The 20974-nt window shown below is 47.1% G+C and carries 21 protein-coding genes; 3 read left to right on the top strand and 18 right to left on the bottom strand.

All coding sequences use genetic code 11. The features are described 5' to 3' along the window. The 7 genes from P5G61_RS01015 to P5G61_RS00985 form a co-directional block, all read right to left on the bottom strand. Entirely contained in the window at positions 1-819 is an 819-nt protein-coding gene (locus P5G61_RS01015; protein ID WP_363325722.1) for a carbohydrate ABC transporter permease, read from the bottom strand. Positions 820-845: 26 nt separating this feature from the next. Next, the gene (locus tag P5G61_RS01010; RefSeq protein ID WP_301243484.1) at positions 846-1727 is read right to left on the bottom strand and encodes a carbohydrate ABC transporter permease; all 882 of its coding nucleotides are present in this window, start codon (positions 1725-1727) and stop codon (positions 846-848) included. A 67-nt stretch (positions 1728-1794) separates the two neighbouring features. After that, a complete protein-coding gene (locus tag P5G61_RS01005) occupies positions 1795-3108 on the bottom strand; it encodes an ABC transporter substrate-binding protein (RefSeq protein WP_301243482.1) in 1314 nt (437 codons plus the stop codon). Positions 3109-3371: 263 nt separating this feature from the next. After that, positions 3372-4361 carry a serine/threonine protein kinase gene (locus P5G61_RS01000; protein ID WP_301243481.1) on the bottom strand — a complete coding sequence of 330 codons (990 nt, stop codon included), beginning with the start codon at positions 4359-4361 and terminating at the stop codon, positions 3372-3374. A gap of 155 nt (positions 4362-4516) precedes the next feature. Next, positions 4517-5386 carry an alpha/beta fold hydrolase gene (locus P5G61_RS00995; protein ID WP_024628556.1) on the bottom strand — a complete coding sequence of 290 codons (870 nt, stop codon included), beginning with the start codon at positions 5384-5386 and terminating at the stop codon, positions 4517-4519. A gap of 194 nt (positions 5387-5580) precedes the next feature. After that, a complete protein-coding gene (gene rnhA, locus P5G61_RS00990) occupies positions 5581-6243 on the bottom strand; it encodes a ribonuclease H (protein WP_301243480.1) in 663 nt (220 codons plus the stop codon). A gap of 76 nt (positions 6244-6319) precedes the next feature. After that, positions 6320-6838 carry a HEAT repeat domain-containing protein gene (locus P5G61_RS00985; RefSeq protein WP_363325721.1) on the bottom strand — a complete coding sequence of 173 codons (519 nt, stop codon included), beginning with the start codon at positions 6836-6838 and terminating at the stop codon, positions 6320-6322. A gap of 213 nt (positions 6839-7051) precedes the next feature. On the opposite strand from P5G61_RS00985, the gene P5G61_RS00980 reads away from it, so the two are divergent. After that, positions 7052-7618, top strand: coding sequence for a DUF421 domain-containing protein (locus tag P5G61_RS00980; protein ID WP_301243478.1), 567 nt, complete (start codon positions 7052-7054; stop codon positions 7616-7618). 249 nt (positions 7619-7867) lie between these two features. On the opposite strand, the gene P5G61_RS00975 is transcribed toward P5G61_RS00980, so the two are convergent. The 11 genes from P5G61_RS00975 to P5G61_RS00925 all read right to left on the bottom strand — a co-directional run bounded on the left by P5G61_RS00975 (position 7868) and on the right by P5G61_RS00925 (position 18604). Beyond that, entirely contained in the window at positions 7868-8635 is a 768-nt protein-coding gene (locus P5G61_RS00975) for an ABC transporter ATP-binding protein (RefSeq protein WP_301243477.1), read from the bottom strand. A gap of 2 nt (positions 8636-8637) precedes the next feature. After that, positions 8638-9747: a FecCD family ABC transporter permease gene (locus tag P5G61_RS00970; protein WP_301244284.1), complete on the bottom strand. Its 1110-nt coding sequence runs from the start codon at positions 9745-9747 to the stop codon at positions 8638-8640. Between the two features lie 255 nt (positions 9748-10002). Then, positions 10003-10704, bottom strand: coding sequence for an RNA polymerase sporulation sigma factor SigK (gene sigK, locus P5G61_RS00965; protein WP_024628561.1), 702 nt, complete (start codon positions 10702-10704; stop codon positions 10003-10005). 130 nt (positions 10705-10834) lie between these two features. Beyond that, complete coding sequence (locus P5G61_RS00960) at positions 10835-11014, bottom strand: hypothetical protein (protein ID WP_301243476.1); 180 nt, start codon at positions 11012-11014, stop codon at positions 10835-10837. A 596-nt stretch (positions 11015-11610) separates the two neighbouring features. Further along, the gene (locus P5G61_RS00955) at positions 11611-12555 is read right to left on the bottom strand and encodes an alpha/beta hydrolase (RefSeq protein ID WP_301243475.1); all 945 of its coding nucleotides are present in this window, start codon (positions 12553-12555) and stop codon (positions 11611-11613) included. Positions 12556-12950: 395 nt separating this feature from the next. Next, positions 12951-14201 carry an MFS transporter gene (locus tag P5G61_RS00950; protein ID WP_301243474.1) on the bottom strand — a complete coding sequence of 417 codons (1251 nt, stop codon included), beginning with the start codon at positions 14199-14201 and terminating at the stop codon, positions 12951-12953. 25 nt (positions 14202-14226) lie between these two features. Continuing rightward, the gene (locus P5G61_RS00945; protein ID WP_301243473.1) at positions 14227-15150 is read right to left on the bottom strand and encodes an ADP-ribosylglycohydrolase family protein; all 924 of its coding nucleotides are present in this window, start codon (positions 15148-15150) and stop codon (positions 14227-14229) included. A 225-nt stretch (positions 15151-15375) separates the two neighbouring features. After that, positions 15376-15822 (bottom strand): GNAT family N-acetyltransferase, encoded by a 447-nt coding sequence (locus tag P5G61_RS00940; protein ID WP_301243472.1) that lies wholly within the window; start codon positions 15820-15822, stop codon positions 15376-15378. 113 nt (positions 15823-15935) lie between these two features. Then, complete coding sequence (locus P5G61_RS00935; protein WP_301243471.1) at positions 15936-16826, bottom strand: hypothetical protein; 891 nt, start codon at positions 16824-16826, stop codon at positions 15936-15938. A gap of 141 nt (positions 16827-16967) precedes the next feature. Further along, on the bottom strand, positions 16968-17621 hold the full coding sequence (locus tag P5G61_RS00930; RefSeq protein ID WP_301243470.1) for a YkyA family protein: 654 nt from the start codon (positions 17619-17621) through the stop codon (positions 16968-16970). Positions 17622-17701: 80 nt separating this feature from the next. Beyond that, complete coding sequence (locus tag P5G61_RS00925; protein WP_301243469.1) at positions 17702-18604, bottom strand: polysaccharide deacetylase family protein; 903 nt, start codon at positions 18602-18604, stop codon at positions 17702-17704. A 229-nt stretch (positions 18605-18833) separates the two neighbouring features. Here P5G61_RS00925 and P5G61_RS00920 point away from each other — a divergent pair, with 229 nt between their 5' ends. Beyond that, a complete protein-coding gene (locus P5G61_RS00920; RefSeq protein WP_301243468.1) occupies positions 18834-19778 on the top strand; it encodes a DMT family transporter in 945 nt (314 codons plus the stop codon). Between the two features lie 129 nt (positions 19779-19907). Further along, positions 19908-20744, top strand: coding sequence for a sulfurtransferase (locus P5G61_RS00915; RefSeq protein WP_301243467.1), 837 nt, complete (start codon positions 19908-19910; stop codon positions 20742-20744). The last annotated feature ends 230 nt before the right edge of the window (positions 20745-20974 follow it).

Below are 20974 nucleotides of genomic sequence, written 5' to 3'. Positions count from 1 at the left end.
TTATCCTTTAATCGCACCCGCAATGCCCTCCATATAATATTTTTGGGTGAAAAGGAACACAACGATAATCGGCAGCACCGAGATCATAGTGCCCGCGGCAATCCAGCCGAAGTTATACGAGAACTGCCCGTTCAGATACGTCAGGGCCGCAGCCAGCGGGTATTTCTGCGGATCATCCAGCACCACAATCGGCCACAGGAAATTGTTCCAGAATGCCATAACTTCAAGCAAACCGATGACGGCAACCCCCGGTTTCACCAATGGCATGACAAGCTGCACAAAGATACGGAACTCGGAGGCCCCATCCATTTTGCCCGAATCCCGAATATCCGTCGGTATGCCCAGAAACGTTTGCCGCATCAGAAAGATGTTAAATACCGACACCGCAGCCGGAAGCACAACCCCAAGAAACGTATTGCCCAAATGAAAGGCCTGAATGGTTAAATAATGCACAATCATCGCCGTTGCCGACGGAATAATCATGGTCGAGATGAGCAGTGTGAAGACCAGAGTACGTCCCTTGAACCGAAAGGTTGCGAGTGGATACGCCGTCAGACAGGACAAGAAGATGTTGAATACCACTCCAAGGAGCGTAATCACCACCGTATTTATGATATAGCGTGGAAAATCCATGAACGCCCACACCTGTACGTAGTTATCAAACGCGATGAAGGTCGGGAGGATCGCCGGCGGATTCGCAAACACATTACGGCCAGGCATCAGCGATACGCTGAGCAGCCACAGAAAAGGGCCCATCATAAACAGGGCAAGCAGGATCAGCAATACGTAAGTGATCAAATAACGAAGGCCTTTTTTCATTTTTTTAGACGATAGCGTACTCCGCATCAATAGGTATTCACCCCGCCTTTCCGGTTCAGCCGGAACACCAACACACTGAGCGCTGCTATCATTACACTGACGATCAGCCCAAGCGCCGAGGCATAACCGAAATTGAACTGCTCCAGCCCTTTTTGAAAAATATAAACACTTGAGGTCAATGTGGACGTTCCCGGCCCGCCCTTGGTCAGAATATAGACCTCATCGAACACACGAACGGCACCCATCACCGAAATTACAGTGCAAAAGAGAATATGCGGCCGCAGCAGCGGAAGCGTCACATGAACAATCAGTCTCAGCGATCCCGCTCCGTCCACCCTTGCAGCTTCGTACAGATCTGCCGGAATGTTCTGGAGTCCTGCCAGATAGAGCATCATGTAATAACCGAGACCCTTCCACATGGTGATGAACATCAGAACATACAGCGCCGTACTACTCGTGGAAAGCCAGGAGACCTGCTCACTGAGAATGCCAACCTTCATCAGAAGATAATTGACCACTCCGTTATTGCCCAACAGCCAGCTCCAGATCAGTGCCACCGCAACCATGGAGGTTACAACAGGGATGTAATAGGCTGCCCTGAACATTTTGACGCCCGGAATGCGGCTGTTGACCAGAATGGCCATGAGGATCGAGATGATTTGGATCACCGGCACAATCAGTACATACACCAGCGAGTTCCACAGCGATATCAGGAAATTGTGATCTTGGAAGGCCCGAGTGAAGTTATCCAGACCAACAAAATGCGTCTCCGAGATGACAGAATAATCCGTTAATGAGAGGGGTATCCCGTAAATAATCGGCCAAAAGGTAAAAACCGCCAGACACAACAATCCCGGTGCCATAAACGCCCATGCAGCAAAAGATTCAGATCGAATCGCCTTGTACACCACTACGCCTCCCTCTCCTTCAGGATCGAGGGGGGAATGTCCCCCTCATCAAGCTATACACCAAAAATCAGGAATCCTGGCTAAGAATACGGTTAACTTCCTTCTCCACCGCATTGAGCGTTTCTTTGATATCTGCCCCGTTCATCAGAATTTCCTGTAAGCCCCGTGCAAGCGCCGAGTTGATATCCCCTGCATTCGGCACACCGACCATGTAATCCGTAGCTTTATCGAGACTTTGGGAGGAGGCTACCTTGGCTTCGGCTTCCAGTGAACCGTCAGATTCCGTAAAGAACGGATCTTCAATGGAGGCTTTGCTTGACGGGAGTGTGTTGGCTACCTTAGAGAAAGCGGTCTGATTCGCTGCATTGGTGATAAAGGCGGCAAACTCCACAGCTTGCTCGGGATTTTTGGATTTCTGTGGAACGACGAGATCCATGGAATTGGAGAGCCTCAGGTTCGCTTTGCCCGTTGGAAGCGTTACCGCAATTGTATTCTTGTAGACATCCGGCGCCGACTTCTTGATGAAGTTGATAAACGTCGGACCTGACAATTGGAAGGCTACCTGCTCTCCGGAAAAATACTGGATCTGTTTGCTGAATTCCGCATCCTCCTTCAATACCACGCCTTCGGCCATCAAGTCGCGCATATGAGCGATCATTGCTTCTGCTTCCGGCGTATTAAAAGCCGCGGCCGTTTTGTCCTCATTTAGAATCGGGATGCCGTCGATTGGAAACAGCTTGGAGACAAGCTGCTGCGCATATCCGGCCACTCCCGTCTTGTCATGGACCTGACGAGCCCACTCCACCAGCTCCTCTCGGGTCTGAGGGGGATTTGCCGGATCAAGGCCTGCTTCCTTCACCAGCTTTGTATTCATGAACAGCACTTCGATACCTGTGTACCATGGAAGCGCGTAAGCTTTACCATCCAAAACCGTAGAATTATAAATACCTTCAAAGTAACTCTTCGTTTCCTCATCTGTCAGGTATTCGTTCAGATTCAGCAGCGCTCCCTTGCTCCCCAATTGACTGGCAAATTCGGTATTGAGATTCACAACATCAGGGCTGTTGCCACTGGCTGTGCTGGTCAACAAACGCTGGGAGATTGCATCATAAGGATAGTCCTTCCACTCCACCGTTACCCCGGGGTGGCTGCTCTCATAGGCAGAAATCAAATCGTTGAAGTAATCGTTGAAGGTTGGCTGTAGCGCAATCGTCCAGAACTCCAACGTCACCGGCTTTCCAGCTTCCGTACCCGCCTCCCCAGTGCTTCCCGGACTCGGCGTACCCGCCGTATTGCCATTTCCTCCACAGGCGGCAAGCAGCATAGACATCATGACGACTAGCAGCAAAGATACTGTGAAGCCCTTTCTGTTGGTGGTCACACAACATTCCCCCTCAGTTTGGTGTAAGACGGGAGTCGGCGCTTATGTCAGTTTCCTGGCTTATCACTCCATCTTTCCAATGGAGTATATGCAGACTCTGGAGTTAGAATGAAGTATTCTTCCATAAATAAATAAAAAAAAGAAATAATTTTTCTTTATATGCTCCAGCGTTTTAATGCAAAAAAAGAAGCCAGTTCGATCCGTGAAAGGACCAAACTGACTTCTTTTTTAAGCTTCACTACATGGGTAGAACCATGCTGAATTCAAGCCGTCTCATGCTGTTTCTTCGGCTCCGCTTCGTAAACCTGGGTATGTTCATTTTCTGACAATGCCCATTCTACCGTGCCAGGCTTGCGTATTTTCCACATCCAGGCTTGTACTTGAAGCGATCTCTTAATCCAAGCGAGGGATGCACAGCGTTGCTCCGAACGGACCGACAATCCCCAGTGAATCACACGTGCGAGCCATCGGTTCACATACTCATTATGAGAACGCACCGACGGTAATTCATCGCGGAACAATCGCTGCTTCACATCCATTGGGGGTTGCCCGCATGTCCAATAATGAAGCAGCGCTGCCAGGCTATATATGTCTGACATCGGTCCCTGACTGGATTTCTCAGAATAGAACTCAAGCGGTGAATACCCTGTAGAGGTAAAGATCGCCTGTTTTTCTCCGGATTGTACAGGCCAGCGAGCTGCCGAGCCGAAGTCCAGTAGTTTGGGCGTACCGTCTTCCATCACCATAATATTGGATGGCTTCACATCGCGATGAAGAATTCCCTGCTTATGAATATAGTCGAGTGTATCTATCAGTGGAAGCAGCGTCTCCGTAATAAATGCAGCATCCAGCGCATGATTTCGCTCAATCAGATATTCGGTCAGGGTTATGCCTGGGCAGTACTCCATTACAAGATACCCTGTGTCATTTTCTTCGAAATGGTCCACATACGGAACAATATGAGGATGCTCCAGCGTGGATAACAGCTCTCCTTCTACCAAAAATGCGGCAAGAAGTTCCTGATACTGACCACTGAACCCTCGGGAAGAACAGAACACACTCCGCTTGTCGGTCTGCCGTGCTGCCAGTCTCTGCGGGAAAAACTCTTTGATCGCTACCTTCGCCCCTGTATTTCGATCTCTTCCTGCATATACAATAGCCAGCTCGCTGCTAGCCATAAGATGTCTTACCTGATATGTATCATTTAAAATTACATTGCGTTGCAATGCCATTTTGCAGTTGTCCTTTTTCATAACAGACCCTCTTTTCAACCTTGTCGATCGGAAGACTTGCCGCATGTTGCATCATTCAGTTCCAACAGACAGGCGTTTCATCGCCAACCATCTATATAAACCAAATGATGCAATTTGAATCACATTCATGCGGAAATATTGAAAAAATTCTAAATTTAATAATTCTTCTGTAAAAATTGCTGAATTTCCTGGTTCATCTGGATTAACACATCCTGAGATGGAAAATGACCTGTATCGTATTTGACTGCTTTGACATTCGGAATAATCTTCTGAGCTCTTTCAATAACCTTATCTGCCGGGAAAAAGACATCCTTCTCTCCCACCAGCAGCAGTGTTGGCGATGTATAATTCACCAGTTCCTCCTGCTCTGTAAGCTTCGGCATATCCTGCTCCAAACTGACGTATTTGAAGATTTTCCCGATAATATTTTTATCTATTTCCTTCATACAGCTGCATGACATGATATCCGCGATCTTTTGCAAAGAAGTAGGAGAAGAAGTCATTCTGTACGTTACGAGTGGCAGCACGATATCCTGAGCCATTTTAATTTTGGATCCCACGGCCAAGCCAGCGGGTGCTACCAGAACAGAACATGCAATTCGGTCCGGAATGTAGGTTGCCAATCTTAGGATTATTCCGCCTCCAAAGGAAGGTCCGATAAACGCACTTTTTTCGATCTTGTAGTGGTCCAGCAAATCAGAAATCCACAAAGCCAAACTATCAAACCTTGCCGAAATTCGTGTTTCTTCACTGTAGCCTGGATGACCGATCGTATCCGGCGCGATGATCCGGTATTCTTTGAATAGGGAAGAGAACCATGACAACGTCATCGGATTCACACAATTTCCGCCCTGGAGAATAAATAACGGCTTACCGTCTTCTGGACCTGTTAATAAAACATGCGTTTGTCCAAAACGTGTCTCGACGTACTCTCGTGTAAAACCATCGCCCAATTGCTCAACATACGCTTCGTATTCCTCAAGTATGCTGCTCTTGCCTTCTTCACTTCTATAAATGGAACTCATGTCTGCCTCCTGCAAAGTATACTCTTTCAACAATCTATGGATTTAATGTCCATAAATATAAAAGAGCCCGCTGATGACAGGCTCCTTCATATGTGTAACTTATCATAATGAACTGATTATAGAATGGAAACTGGAAATTGTAAACATCGTTTCTCATAGAAAATTAATAATACAGAAATTGTAGAGAAATAGGGCTATTTTCGGCCGTAATCTGCCTTGATTTCGCCCCACTGCTTGGTCTGCCATTTTAGCACTTTATTGCTGTACGTATTCGTCCGAAGCCACTGCTCCGCACGGTCAATCATCAGCCAAATCTCTTCCGTGGAAGCATCCCTTGCGAGTGTCGTGGACACCGCTTTTTGCTTTAACCATTTCATCGCATTGACGGAGTCCGTATAGACTGTCTTGGTGCTCCCTTCTTTTTTGAGATACGCCAAGGCATGTACGATGGCCAGAAATTCCCCAAGGTTGTTTGTACCTTTGGAGATTGGCCCAACGGAGAAAATAATCTCACCCGTGCGGGTATCTACGCCTTTATATTCCACAGGCCCTGGATTCCCGCGCGTACCCACATCAACCGAGATGCTGTCATAGTCGATTTCTGCAGAGGTTTCCATGCCTGCGCTTCTTCCGCTGCTGCCAGACTTCGTCTTCGAAGAAGCCCCTGAACCACTTGCACCAGTACCCCAGTTTCCTTTCCATCCTGCACGATATGCCTCTTCGGCGGCAGCTTTCGATTCATACGATTTATATTTTGCTCCGGTAAAATGATCTGTCTGTGCCTTGCATTCTGCCCAGGTGTTGTATACGCCAGGCTGCTTACCTGCCCAGACGACATAGTATTTCTGCTTTGCCAATATGACCCGCTCCTTCATCTGCTGCATTCAATTCCTTATTGTAAACGATAGGGAGGTGAGATTGAAAGGAGTGGATTCATCTTGTTCCTATTGTTCCTACAGCGGATTCCCTCCATTTCTTCAACATGTCCAATGCAACTTCCAAAAGCTTGCTTTGGTTATTTGAGATTTGGATTTCAATTCGTTGTTGACAACTAAGGTTTTGTGAATCTGATAAGCTATCCATCGTTTGCTCCAGCAGCATGAAAGACTGCGCACTCACTTCCAGACTGGAATCGCCGATAAATGGAATAATGTTCTCTATATGTACTATGTAATTCAGGTTTTCAAGAGCGGACAGCAACGTGCCTCTGCTTCCTGATGTCTTGGGGTCTGTGATGACTTCAATTAAAGGTTCGACTGCTCGATCATCTCCAATGTCAGATAAAGCAATCGCAATTTCGTTGCGAAGCACTTTGTTTTCCGTAGATTTCAGTAGATCAATCAGGGAAGACAATTGTGATGTATCCTTTTTTTGACCAATCGTTGCTACTTGCTTCATTGCTCCTTCAATATCTCCTTGGGAAAGGTGTTTTTGTATTAGGTTCGTATACATTGTACGCTGTATCACTCCTCATTTTGCTAGAAAAAAGCTCTCCATCATAATATCGGTCATTTCCTTATTTTAGGATGTAGTATAATGGTCCTTATAATATCGGGACTATTTTCCTTATCTATATCTCTCCTCCTAATCAATTGTATATTTCAACCAAATCAAGAACAGGCTAAGAAATAAACAGATGATTTGGTGCAGAAAGGAATACAACCAATGGACTGGATCTGGAAATCCATCTTACTTGTACTGATTGGCATGATTTTACTGCGGATTGCTGGACGCAAATCAATCACGCAGATGAGTGTCGCCACCACCGTTATCATTATCTCGATCGGGACCACGATTGTGCAGCCTATCGCGAACCATGAGCTTGGCAAAGCAATCGGGTCAGCTGCGGTATTTATCCTCATGCTCCTGATCGTTGAACAATTGCAAGTGAAGTTTAATTGGTTTGAAAAACTGATGAGTGGAAAATCGAAGGTTGTCGTGGAGGACGGGAAGTTAAATCTGCCGAATTTGAAACGCATGCGCTTTTCGGTAGACCAATTGGAGATGCAGTTGCGGGAAAAAGGAATTACAAGTATTGCCGATCTGGAAACAGCCACGATGGAACCAAACGGGCAGCTCGGATACGTGCTCAAACGACACGCACGCCCGGTAACCATAGGCGATTTGGAAGCACTTTTGAAGCAGGGTACATGGCCTACGGAATCCAAAGAACTGTTTCAAGAGGTCATCCAGGATGGACATTCACGTCCGATTGATTCCAAGATACAGTAAATGAAATAGTTAAATAAATATAGGCTGGGCAGGCTGCAGGGGCCTCCTATCAAGCACATGTAAAACTTATCATGTAAAAAGACACCCGAATGCCTTCAGGTGTCTTTTGATCGTCTAATTCGGCAATCCGGCATGATATTAGGATTTGGAGGTAACTTCCGTTTTGACCAAACGATCTGGAATGTTGGTATTGGCAATGATTTCTCCAAATGGGGGAGTGTACCTTCATTCACTAGACAGTTCCTTGTCTCATCGGGTACTCAGGTAGGCAATGCCCAAGCCGCCGGTAACCGGATTCTCGTAGATCTCACACTCCACATCGAATACTTCACCAATCATCTCGCGGGTCAGGATATCGGCAGGTTTGCCATGAACCACAATCTGACCCTTTTTCACGACATAGAGATAATCGCAATACGCTGCGGCGAGTTCGAGATCATGGAGCGCAGCCAATATGCCAATGTCCAAACTCCGCACAATGTTGAGGATCTGAAGCTGATATTTGATATCCAAATGGTTGGTAGGCTCGTCCAAAATCAGAAATTCGGGCTGTTGCGCCAGCACTCGGGCGAGGACCACACGCTGCTTCTCCCCGCCGGACAAAGATACGTAATTACGGTCCGCATGTCCGGTCAGATGTACCTTTGCCAACGCCTGCTCCACGATTTCATGATCCCGTACATTATCTGTTTCCAGCAGCTTCTTGTGGGGAGTTCGACCCATCATCACCATTTCACGCACTGTAAAATCAAAGCTCAATTCGTTAAACTGACCCACAACGCCCATATGCCGGGACACGACCTTGGGACTGGATTTCAGAATGTCTGTATCATCGAGAAATACCTTGCCTTGCTGAGGTTTGATCACTTTATAGATGCTCTTGAGCAGCGTTGATTTGCCACAACCATTCGGGCCAATCAGGCCGACGAATTGCTTGCCATTGACCTGTAATGAGATGTCCCGGATAATATCCGTACTCAGCACCGATATGGATACATTTTCTACATTCAGTTTCATGTTTAATTTCCTCCAAAACCGTAGCCTTTTTTGACTAACATATACATAAACATCGGCGCACCAATCATCGCTGTTATGATCCCGATTGGAAGTTCAACGCTGGAAATCAGTGATCGTGCAATAACATCCGTCCAGATCAGGAAGATGGCACCGAACAATACGGATACAGGCATTACTTTTCGATGGTCAGAACCAACCAGACCTCTAACGATATGCGGAATAATTAACCCGACAAAACCGATCATGCCGCAGCTTGCCACCATTACGCCGGTTACGAGAGCCGTTAATAGCATATATAACCTACGATATACACTAAGATTAATGCCCAGCGTAACCGCTGCTTCGTCACCCAGCAACATGGTATTAAGAACCCGGGACTGCAACAGGAAGAACAGAATGGCTACGAGCACAACGATGCTGATCAGCGGCAGCTTGTTCCACCCTGATGAAGCAAGACTGCCCATGGTCCAGAATGTTACCGTCTTGATACCTTCGGCATTGTTGGCAAAATAAATGATAAAGTTCGAAAAGGCACTGCACAGTGCATTAATGACCATCCCGGCAAGAACCAGCTTGACCGACGTCATTTTCCCCCGAATACCTGCCAGCGCCAGCACCAGCAATGAAGCACCCATTGCACCGGCAAATGCCCAGAAAGCCACCCCGGTCTGGCCAAGCCAGCCAATGGCCCCGAATCCGATCAGAATGGCAAACGTAGCTCCGAGCGAAGCTCCTGAGGAGATACCCAGTATATACGGGTCTGCGAGCGGATTCTGCACGGCAGCCTGCATGACTGCACCACACAAAGCAAGCCCGGCTCCAATAAACATGGCCATCAGTACACGCGGAAAGCGAATCTCCCAGATGATATTCGTAAACGGCCCCGCCTCAATCGGCGCCGAGCCGAACTGATATCCCGTTAATTTGTACAACAAAATACGATAGGACTCGGCGAGAGGAATGCTCACTTGTCCAATGGATACCGCAATTCCAACCGAAATAACCATTACGATCATTAAAGCGGCAATTAATACAGCAAAACCGGATTTGCTGTGAATTAAGGACTCCCTTTTCGTTATACGCTGCTTCTGAATCTGAGCCGTCTGTGCCATCTCTTCCCCCATCAATTCCACTTGAATTTGAATCATAAAAATATAGCTATTTACAAAGCTTTTTCTCGGATTATAATTGAGAATGATTCTCTTTGTCAATGTAAAAAACATAAAGAAAGGGCCTTGCGTTTAGCTGGTCTTTAACCAAAGAAGCTTCCCTTGGACAAGACGTCCAGGAAAGCTTCTTATTCTTAAATGGCTCTATTATGGAATAAAGCTGGCTACATTTCGGGGTTAATGAGAGTTCTTGGATTTCTAGCTCTTTTGCTTATAAAATTCATGGTACAGCTTCATGAGTGCACGTTTCTCAATCCGTGACACATAAGAGCGGGAGATACCGAGTTCTTTGGCAATTTCGCGCTGTGTACGTTCCTCGCCGCCAGCTTCAAGGCCGAATCGGCCAATCACGACTTCCTTCTCCCGATCGTCAAGGATATCCAGATTGCGATAAATTTTGCTTTTTTCAATTTTCAGTTGCACCTTGTCTACCACGTCGTCGGCTTCTGTTCCGAGGATATCGATAAGGGTGATCTCATTTCCCTCTTTGTCCGTTCCAATCGGATCGTGAAGAGATACGTCTTTGCGGGTTTTCTTCAGGGAACGAAGATGCATAAGTATTTCGTTTTCAATACAACGGGCTGCAAACGTAGCGAGTTTGGTTCCTTTTCCTTGCTGAAAACTTTCAATGGCTTTGATTAAACCGATGGTTCCGATCGAAATCAGGTCTTCCTGGTCTTCGCCAGTATTGTCAAATTTCTTAACGATATGCGCGACGAGGCGCAGATTGTGTTCGATAAGCAAATTACGTGAATGTGCGTTGCCTTCAGCCATAAGGCGTAAATGTTTGGCTTCATCATCCTCAGCCAGTGGCTGGGGAAATGCATTATTTTTGACATACGAGACGAGTAACGTTAACTCTTTGATGAACAGGGCAATTGCGGTAAACAATCCGGGCACAGATGACACCTCCTGCAGTTTTACAACGATCTGGCCTGAGCACATATGGGAACAGGGTCGATTTATTGTATGTAGGCGGCAGCCCAGAAGTGCACGTACACTTGAAAAAGGAAATGTTTCCGCAGTGATTTCACAGACTCACTGAAACGATGGAGCCCACCTTTTGAAGGAGAAGGAATTCTTTCTCGACACTTTCGATAAAATATTTTTTCTCACCGAATATAACGACATCATTCTCGACTAATTGAACATCACTTTTGAAATAGATAAAATTGTCCGTTTCTCTGAACGCACCTTTGTAGTAAAACATGTCATCGACTCCCTCTTAGAGATAACCTATATAAAACAATCAACAAACGCTTATAACATGAACACTCGCCTATACGACCGAATACTCAAATGTTGAAGAGAAAGAACTGGAGCGTGTCTTCAAACTCTGGCATGCCACTTAACCAATGCTCTTGCTTATCGTCCGTTTCATGGCCCCACGCAGCTCCTTGCCCTGAACCGAGGCTTGTGGGTTTGCGTGCTCTTTTTCTAGGCTAAGGAACTGAGGACGCCTTATTTGGACAATAAGCCCTCTTTTTCAAACGTAAGGAACACCAGACACGTTATTTCCTGAAATCCTCTAAAAAAACGCTACAAACGGCCTCAAATTGCGAAATAACGTGTCTCGGGTTCCTTAACCTCCTGCAGGCGCTTCAAACCCTTAGATAACGTGTCTCAGATTCGGTAGCGCTCAACCCTTTGTGAAAATATCAGTTTACTATACATGTTAGCAGCATTAGAGCCCATCATTCGAGGATGGGAGAACCAAGCCGATGGCTTAACTCACGCACCAAAAGCCTCAGCTCTGTATATTACAGAACTGAGGCTGACAAGTCATTTACTACTTGAAGGCTGTGATTACTTAAAGATGCGTTGAGAGAACTGGTACAACCCGCTGTTCCAGACAGACGGTTCGTGTCCGCCTACATCCAGATACCAGGTGTGTGGAATGTTCATACTGCTCAAGCCGTTTTTGAAGTTCTGGCTGACCCATAACAGACCATCACTCGATCCACAGGATAACCACAGCAATTTAAGTTGGCTTGCGACTTGTCCCGGATTGGAAACCAGTTCGGAAACCGACTTTGTATTTGGAGCTGCTGAGAAGGCGCCCACCCAGGCGAAAGTATTCAGATTCTTCAACCCAAAATTGAGGGATTGTCCACCACCCATGGACAGACCGGCCAACGCACGACTATTGCGGTCTTTGTACACTGGATAATTGGCTTCGATATGAGGAATCAGATCCTTGAGCAAGTCTTGTTCAAATCTTTCAAATGCAGCCACTTTATCCGGGGCATAAATGTCACCGATCGGGCGATCATCCTTCATGGCGCGGCCATTCGGGAAGACTACGATCATGTCTGACAGCTTGCCTTCGGAATACAGGTTGTCCAGAATGTTCTTCGGTTTCATGGCGTTAACCCACTCATACTCATCCCCGCCGATGCCGTGCAGGAGATACAGGACGTTATACTTTTTATTCAGAGAATAACCTGGCGGTGTATACACCATTGCTTTGCGTGCATTGCCAACCGTTGTGGAATAATATGAGATCAGATTCAAATTTCCGTGTGGGATGTTGTTGCGGTATGAATCATAACCGGGCGGTGCGGGTACCACCGCACTTGCAGCCAAGCTATTTTCATTTTCGTAGTTCGAGACACTCGCAGTTCCATTTCCAATTTCCTGCAAAGCGGCGGCGGTCACACCTTCCTTCGATTCAGTGGCGAAAGCCATCGTTGGCACGAGTAATGCAGCAGCTATGGAAAGATTTAAAATGACAGACAAGCGTTTTTTCATATCATCACTTCTCCTGTTCCAACTTAAATTTGGGTATGTCGAACAAACTTTAAAGCAGGCCTTTCATAGAACTTATAATTTGAAAGCCCTTACATAAATAACGTGAACTTCACCCCCTTTCCGCAGATATTGGTCTGTTTCCTTAACTGCCTCTTGAACGAAAATGAGAACATGAATTTTTATTTCCCAATCAATTCCATTATACCGCATTAAATAACTTATAAAGTATATAAATACTTAAATTTCCATTGTATTTCCTTTAAAAAGTATATCTCTTTTCGAGGTTATTCTAAAAAACTGAAAGTGGAGAACGGAAACAGGAGTATGTGTAAAACCAAATAAAAGCCTCAACTCTCCGTGTTCAGCAGGAGAATTGAAGCTTTCTGACTGTCTTTTCAGTTTACCGGCGCTGCCTCAGCGACCTCTACGATTTCTGGCAAACGAGTTTTACGTTCTATCATCACACTGATGAGTAGTCCCAGCAATCCACATGCCGCAATAACTGCTGCATATAACGGTACCGAGATCAGCCCCGTATGCGTAATTGCAAACCCGCCCAAATAGGCACCGCCTGCGTTCCCCAGATTAAAGGCCGAGTGACTCGACGTTGTCGCCAGCAGTGGTGCTTCACGGGTCATATTCATAATTCGAATTTGCAGCCCTGGCATAATACCAAAAGCCGCAACGCCCCAACAAAATATGGTGATTACCGCCAGATACGGATTGTCCAGCGTCAGCGTTAATGCTGCTAACAGAACTGCCAGTATACCGAAGTTAACCATCAGGGAAGGCATCAGCTTCCAGTCCGCCAGACGACCCCCAAGCATATTGCCCAAAGTAACCCCGACACCGAACAGCACCAGAATCCAGGTCACGCTTTGCTCAGCAAAACCACTAATATCGACTAGCATCGGTGTAATATAGGTGAACACAGCGAACAGACTTCCACAACCCAGCGCACCAATAAGTAGTATCAATAACACCTGTGGTCGAACCAGATTCCGGAATTGCTGGCCCAGATTTGCTGGGGGTCCCTGCTGGATCACCGGAATGAAACGAATGATGCCAATCAATGAGATGATACCTAGAATGGTAATGGCCCCAAACGATGAACGCCACCCGAGCTGTTGCCCGATAAATGTTCCAAAAGGCACACCAATAATGTTGGCAATCGTTAATCCAGCCAGTACAACGGATACCGCCCCTGCCCTTCTCTCTGGTGCAACCAGCCGTGTTGCCATCAGCGAGCCTACTCCCAGAAACGTACCATGGGCAAATGCCGTCAGAATACGTGCCGAGATAAGCAGCCCATAAGTTGGAGCAATAACAGACAACGCGTTACCGATGATAAAAATACACATCAGCAGCACCAGCAGTTTTTTCTGCGGAATCTTGTGGGTGAACACAGTCAGTATAGGCGCACCAACTGCCACGCCAAGCGCATAGCCCGTAATCAGTTGTCCAGCCTGCGGAATGCTCACATTCAAATCCGTTGCTACATTGGGCAGTAGCCCCATAATAATAAATTCCGTCATGCCAATAGCAAAAGCCCCTACCGTCAGGCATAAAAGGGATAAGGGAAACGCCCCTCGCTTAGCGGATTTCGAAATTCCCAATTCCGTTTGTGATGATTCTGACTTACGCATATGATGTTCTCTTCTCCTGTCTCTTCTATCTTGTTTCCGCCTTTGACCACAATGCCTCCGTCAATTCAATCAGCGTATTTCGCATGGCCAGCTTCTCTTGCCAGTGTGCCGGAATACCGCTCAAACCATAATAGGCTCCGGCAATTTGCCCATACACCGCTCCCGTGGTGTCCGCATCATCACCCAGGTTCACTGCCAGCAGCGCACCTTTCTCGAAGGTCGAGGATTGGTGGAATGCCCATAACGCTGCTTCAAGTGAACGAACAACATAACCGCTCCCCTGAATTTCAGGCGGTGCTTTATGGCGGTATGATCCTTGGACAACTTCTTCAATCGCGGGTGAAAAAGATTTCCCGTCCCTCCACTGACGACAGGTTTGAGGCTGCAGCATGACGTCCTTGTCCGCTCCGCGCAGTCCTGCAACCAATATCGCCGTCAGCACTTCGCATGCTTCCATACTTTCAACAGCGGCATGTGTCGTTTTGGAACTCAACCGAGCATACCGCACTGCCTGCTCCGGCTCGTTGGCATAGGCCATGGCTACAGGTGCAAGCCTCATGATCGAACCATTGCCCGCGGTCATCGGGTCGGTTGAGCCACTATACGCTTCACCGGTTGCCGCAAACCGCTCAAGTGCATTGCGAGTAGCACCGCCAATATCAAAGCAGGTTCCCGTACTGCTCATATAACCGACCTGGTACCAATTCGTATATCTGCGCATCTGGTCCGCGGGATCGAAGCTCTCTTTTCTCACCAGGCTTTCGGCCAGACAGAGGGCCATCGACGTATCATCCGTCCATTGTCCCGGAACCAGATCAAATACACCTCCGCCCACAATATCGGTAACAGGCTCAAACGTACCAGGACTGCTGAATTCCACTGTAGTTCCCAGTGCATCTCCCGCGGCAAGTCCAATGAAACAACCTTGGAAACGATCCTTTAGCAGCATCCTCGATCCTCCTCTGCGATTCAACGACTCAAATAACTTCCTCCATTTTCCCACATGGCCTAATATGGCGTAAAGAAGTTTAATACGTAAGTCGATTGCAAATTTAACCTGACACAGAATAGGCCAAATGGGTTTGGCCCAGCAAACTGAATAGACATACGGCAAGAAAGCCGGGAGGGACGATGCCTATCGCATCGTTCCTCCCAGCTCTTTAAAAAAGATGATCTATTGAAATGTTTTAATAAAATTTTTCTGATCCTTTGTAAATACATATCCACGATGTTCGTAAAATTGGTGAGCCGGGATTCGACTTGGATGTGATAGTAGTTTAATTCCGGAGTAGCCGTTATTCTTTCCCCATTGCTCCAGAGACTCGATCAACAGGCTGCATGTACCCTGATTTCTAGCCTTTTCCTTCACAACAAAGCCCAAAATATTCAGTAGAGAGTCGGCAAAAAGCAACTCATATGGACTTCCATGGATGTAGCCAATGACCTCGTTATCCTGCTCACACACCAAAATCTTATCATGGGTTTTCGTTGTAATGACTTCAATCTTTGCCTTAACCTGCTGCTCGGAGAATGCTTGCAAATTCGGGTTAAATTCCTGATTCAGCAAATAAATATCATGAACATCTGTCACGCGGATATCCCTTATTTTTCTTTCTCGCATTCAATAGCCCCTCATTCGCCCCAGGATCTGATACAGCTGAATTAAATGGTAATTCATTTTTGCATCGTTTGACAAGAAAAATACAATTGGGCTAGGAACTTATCCAAACACGCTTACTCGTTCATGATGGAATTGACGGAGGCATACACCATTGGCAGGAAGCCTTCTGATGGTTCGCCAACCGGTGCATGGATATGGAAAGCAAAGCTAGTACCATCCAGCTCTTTTACGATGAAATACTCTGTTTTCTTATTATTTTGAGACATCATGAACAATTTTGCCTCTTTCATCGGGCCATTGCTAAGCTTTTCCTCACTTAATTGCTCGACCGCTCCGGTTTCTGACAGTTCTTTCTTCGCATCCACCTTCAGTTCATTCAGGTTATAATCCGAAGGCAGTCTTTCAATCTCCACCTCGTAATCCGGATCAATCTTCATGGTCAATTCATGATCGCCCGCATCAAATGTCATTGGTTCAAAGACATATAACGAGTATCCTTTGGCTTGACCCAATGTAACCGGGCGCTTTTCGGTCATGCCTTCTACAGACACTTCCAACTCAGACGTCTTTGGACGATCCGAGGTAACATTACCGCCTGCATTCAAACCGTTATTGTCATCATCGGACTTGATCTTGGCAATTTCCGTAAGCACCAATTGTTTGACCGTCGTGTCGCCTTCAATGGCCTTCTCTACATATTGGAATTGAACGGAATCTTCATCGTCAATGTCATCCAAAGACTTCTGCACATCCTCACCTACCTGGAAAGACATTGGTTCCTCATTCACACGAATTTCAACCGTGTGCGGGTCTGCCCATCCGGTCAAAATGCCTTCAGCTTCAATCACAGCAGTTTCCTCAGGCTGCTTCCCTGGTGCTGTCGTCTGTTCTGCTGTATTATTCGCGGGTGGCTGAGCAGTAGGGCTACTGTTGCCGCAGGCCACAAGCGAGAATCCCATAACCAAAACAAGTAATGATGCACTAATATTCATAGTATTTCGCATATGAACACCTCCGTTAGCTTATACGCAATGATGCTTGTCCATGTTGCCTGACTTGTTAACTTGACAGCTTAGTATTACTTACACGGCTGACAAGACGCTCAATCATGCAAATGTTCAACAGCCCGTTGATATTATGAATCATCAGCCGGCTTGCTCCATCTGCACAAGCTTGGCGTTGGCTCCGTTGAAAGCTTTCGTCTGTTTGTTGAACTGTTGTCTTAACTCGGCCACTTTGGCATATTGGCTGTTCCGTTCCCGAATCGCACGTTTGATCTTGACCAGATTGGGCTCCACGCTGCCTCTCATCAATGAATATAATTGCTCGTCCGCATCCAGACTCTGTCTGTAGGAAGCAACAAATGCTGCAAACGACGCAGCTCTTTGCTCATATTGATCCAATACCGTGTGGGCCTGAGCGAGGTTCTCTTCTTTCTCAAAGGATAACTGATCGAGCGAAATTCGCAGCTCTTCCATCTGTTCTTTTGTCCTGCTCATTACCGCTTCAGCCTGTTCAAGCAGAGTTCTTCGCTCTGCAATATGTCCGTCCGCCTGATCCAGCAGAGCCTCCAGGTTACTGTTTCTATTCTTTCCTTTACTCAAAATAGATCCGTACAACTCCATGTCTTCCCGTTCATGACGGGCAATCTCCTTCAGGCTCTGATTTATCTCCTGATCAGTAAGAATCAGTTGATTGACTTGATTTGCCGCCGGTTCCTGCGGCTGACCGCAAGCACTGACAAGCAGAGCCAACAATATGCTGACCCCGGCCAGAGCTATCTTTTTTCTTCTAAGCACCTCGGGGTGCCTCCTCTCTTGCATCTATCGCTCGATGACTTATCGCTTATTTCGGTATTTATGCAAAATGCCTGCTTTGCTTATAACCGGGTATCCCCGCTAAAGTTAGCCACCCAATGGGCGCTCGGGTCGTACACCTCGAACTCATATCCCCGATCCTCAAGCAGTTTCAAAATGCGTGGCAGCGCCTCTACGGTCTGTTCCCGCTCATGCATCAGGATTACTTCCTTATCCCGGTGCACACTGCTGCTGACACGTTCCACGATTTTGTCCGGCTGACCCGGTAAATTCCAATCGAGCGAATCGGTGGTCCAATCCCACATTTTAAATCCGGCAGCAGCAATATCCCCCCTGAAGTCTTCTCCGATCTGTGGGCTGCTGCCATATGGAGCACGGATCAGGTGTGGCGTGAAGCCAATGAGGTCATGGACCATCTTCTGTTCCTTTTTGAACTCCTTCACAAAATTAGCGGAGTTTCCGCTCTTATATAATTTGTTATAGTTATGTGTCATGCTGTGAAGCCCCGGATAACTGCCCTCTTTGACGAGCCGCTTCACCGCTTCTTTGTGTTGATTCAACTGGCGTCCAATCATGAAAAAGGTTGCCTTTGCCTCATGCTGCTTCAAAATATCCAGCAGTTGATCGGTATATACACTTGGTCCATCATCAAACGTTATGTATGCCAGCTTGCGCACCTGACCCTGGAACCGAGCAGGCTCCTCTTTGGACTCCGGAGTCATTTCAATCATGCCAAGCTTGGTTGGCTGTTCAATTGCAGCTACTGGAGGGGGTGCTACATAATCCTTGATCCAGTGCGTCATGCCAATGAATGCATATGTTAAACCGATAATGAGCAGTGCCAGAAGCGCCAGCGCAGCACTCAGTCTCCCATACCGGATTCTTCTTCGTCCATGCGTCTTGGTTCGGCTTGTTCTATGCGGAATGCCGCCACTCTCTCCCGCTCTCTGTTGTTGAACTCTCACTTCCAGGCCACTTCCTTACTTTCATTTTTTCCCGATTATTGGTACATTATATCGTTTCATGTCTCTATATAGAAGATTAATAGAAAAATGGTCCTGGAGAATGACAGAATAGTTACAAGCCCGGTTACAATCTACTTATCTATTTCTTCTCTTATACTTTTCCTGCGGATGCATTCTCCTGTATAATAAATTGATTTACGCCATTTGACTTCAAGAAGGAGCTACATCCATGACTAGCTTGAACCGTGCCGGCAGATCGATCTTTCTGCTATTCTTTGTCGGCATTATTGCCATTTCGTTTTCTTCCATCTTTGTACGTTGGTCCACAGCGGACGTCGCTGTCATTGCGATGTACCGACTGTTCCTCACCAATCTGCTGATGCTGCCTTTTGTCTGGAAATACCGGCACGAGATGACGCGTTTGAACTTCAGACAATGGGCTCTGCTGCTCGCATCCGGTGTGATGCTAGCCCTGCATTTTCTGCTCTGGATGGGATCGCTTCGGCTCACGAGTGTAGCCAGTTCGACGGTCATTCTCGCATTAGAGCCTATATTGATTCTGGCCGGTTCCGTCTGGCTGTTCAAAGCCAAAATTAACCGCATGATGATCATCGGCATGGGCATCGCCCTGCTTGGATCCATCGCCATTGGAGCTGGAGATTTCCAGTTGGCAGGTACAGCGCTGCGCGGGGATATTCTTTCTTTGCTCGGGACGATCGCTGTGGCGGTACATATGCTGCTTGGACAGTTTTTGCGTGCGGGACTCAGTGCCTTCTCCTATAACTTCTGGGTATTTTTCGTAGCTGCCTGTACACTTGCGGTATATAATCTGGTTAATGGTCTCCCGTTTGGCGGTTATGCGGCTTCCGAGTGGGGAATTTTCCTGTTGCTCGCGATTGTGCCAACGATCTTTGGTCATTATCTCTTCAACTGGCTGCTTCAATATATGAATGCTACGACAGTATCCATGGGAGTACTGGGGGAACCTGTATTTTCTTCACTTTTGGCCTGGATGCTGCTAGGTGAATCCCTCAATGGACTACAGATGTCTGCCGGGGTTGTCATTATTTTCGGGGTATGGATCTTCATTCGGTATGGCAAAACCAAACCGCAGCCTATTCCCTCAGATGCTCCTATAGCTTGCCCTGGACCGATTGAACCCAAGATTGTGTAATTGCTTAACTTAATCCTGTTATCATTGAAGCTGTAGGTAATTAAACCCTAGACAAACCGGAGCCTATTTGCAGCAGATTCCGGTTGAATCCTGTACTAACCCAACTACAAATGAAGGCGGTGTGTTTTCATGAAAAATATTGTATCCATGCGCTGGCTGCTCGCCAGAATGTATGAACCGGATGTCGTCATCGCGGATTGCCGATTCCTGCTCGGTCAACCGGACGCTGGACGACAAGCTTACGAGGCTGGACATATTCCAGGTGCCGTTTATCTCGATTTGGAGAAAGATCTGTCCGCTCCTGTATCTACGCACGGAGGACGTCACCCGCTTCCAGATCCGGCTGTTCTCGCAAATCACCTCTCCAAAGTTGGCATCGGCTCGAATGCACGAATTATCGCCTACGATGACCAAGGGGGTATGAACGCATCACGACTGTGGTGGTTGCTTCGTTATCTGGGGCATGAACAGGTGTATGTCATGGATGAAGGCTTCTCTGCTTGGCAGAACGCCAAGTTTCCAGTAACGACGGATGTGCCTGTTCAGATTCCGGCTTCGTTTGAAGTAAATGTGCAGCCAGGGCTGCTGGCAAGTGTTGAGGATGTACAGCAAGCGTCTGCAGACGGCTCAGCTGTGTTGATCGACTCCCGGGATGCCCGCCGCTACGCGGGACTGGAGGAACCAATCGATGCCAAGGCTGGTCATATTCCAGGGGCGGTGAATTATTTTTGGAAAGATGCGTTGGATTCGGAAGGACGTTGGACGGGAGTTGGAGCGTTAGAGGAACGTTTCAGTAAACTGGACAAAAATGGTACGATCATCGTGTATTGTGGCTCCGGCGTCTCCGCCTGCCCAAATGTGATTGCGCTGGAAGAAGCGGGATTTCCGAACGTGAAGTTATATTCCGGAAGCTGGAGTGACTGGATCAGTTATGAGGGGAATCCGGTGGCTACGGGAGAGGAATAGTAGGGCTTAAAGCCATGTAGAACTTTGATGCCTGCGGCAACCGAGGCAAATACCTTGGCTATGTATTGTAAACATCTTGAGGTCAACACAGAGACAACTTGTATAGAAAAATAGGGGCCGGGTCAACTCACCATACGTGAGTTCCCGGCCCCTTGCTATTTTTATTCCGTTTAGCAATAGTCTTGAATCAACAAATCAAACGACTGAAGTCGCTGGTCATCAAAAGAATC

It is taken from the genome of Paenibacillus vandeheii (assembly GCF_030433635.1).
GTDB lineage: Bacteria > Bacillota > Bacilli > Paenibacillales > Paenibacillaceae > Paenibacillus > Paenibacillus vandeheii.
This window is presented reverse-complemented; position numbering and strand designations above follow the sequence as displayed.

What these genes read in the sequence shown, in the direction of transcription:
- P5G61_RS01015 (WP_363325722.1), bottom strand. Translation starts at nt 819, where the DNA reads ATGAAAAAAGGCCTTCGTTATTTGATCACTTACGTATTGCTGATCCTG.
- P5G61_RS01000 (WP_301243481.1), bottom strand. Translation starts at nt 4,361, where the DNA reads ATGAAAAAGGACAACTGCAAAATGGCATTGCAACGCAATGTAATTTTA.
- P5G61_RS00995 (WP_024628556.1), bottom strand. Translation starts at nt 5,386, where the DNA reads ATGAGTTCCATTTATAGAAGTGAAGAAGGCAAGAGCAGCATACTTGAG.
- P5G61_RS00985 (WP_363325721.1), bottom strand. Translation starts at nt 6,838, where the DNA reads ATGTATACGAACCTAATACAAAAACACCTTTCCCAAGGAGATATTGAA.
- P5G61_RS00980 (WP_301243478.1), top strand. Translation starts at nt 7,052, where the DNA reads ATGGACTGGATCTGGAAATCCATCTTACTTGTACTGATTGGCATGATT.
- P5G61_RS00975 (WP_301243477.1), bottom strand. Translation starts at nt 8,635, where the DNA reads ATGAAACTGAATGTAGAAAATGTATCCATATCGGTGCTGAGTACGGAT.
- P5G61_RS00970 (WP_301244284.1), bottom strand. Translation starts at nt 9,747, where the DNA reads ATGGCACAGACGGCTCAGATTCAGAAGCAGCGTATAACGAAAAGGGAG.
- P5G61_RS00960 (WP_301243476.1), bottom strand. Translation starts at nt 11,014, where the DNA reads ATGTTTTACTACAAAGGTGCGTTCAGAGAAACGGACAATTTTATCTAT.
- P5G61_RS00955 (WP_301243475.1), bottom strand. Translation starts at nt 12,555, where the DNA reads ATGAAAAAACGCTTGTCTGTCATTTTAAATCTTTCCATAGCTGCTGCA.
- P5G61_RS00950 (WP_301243474.1), bottom strand. Translation starts at nt 14,201, where the DNA reads ATGCGTAAGTCAGAATCATCACAAACGGAATTGGGAATTTCGAAATCC.
- P5G61_RS00945 (WP_301243473.1), bottom strand. Translation starts at nt 15,150, where the DNA reads ATGCTGCTAAAGGATCGTTTCCAAGGTTGTTTCATTGGACTTGCCGCG.
- P5G61_RS00940 (WP_301243472.1), bottom strand. Translation starts at nt 15,822, where the DNA reads ATGCGAGAAAGAAAAATAAGGGATATCCGCGTGACAGATGTTCATGAT.
- P5G61_RS00935 (WP_301243471.1), bottom strand. Translation starts at nt 16,826, where the DNA reads ATGCGAAATACTATGAATATTAGTGCATCATTACTTGTTTTGGTTATG.
- P5G61_RS00920 (WP_301243468.1), top strand. Translation starts at nt 18,834, where the DNA reads ATGACTAGCTTGAACCGTGCCGGCAGATCGATCTTTCTGCTATTCTTT.
- P5G61_RS00915 (WP_301243467.1), top strand. Translation starts at nt 19,908, where the DNA reads ATGAAAAATATTGTATCCATGCGCTGGCTGCTCGCCAGAATGTATGAA.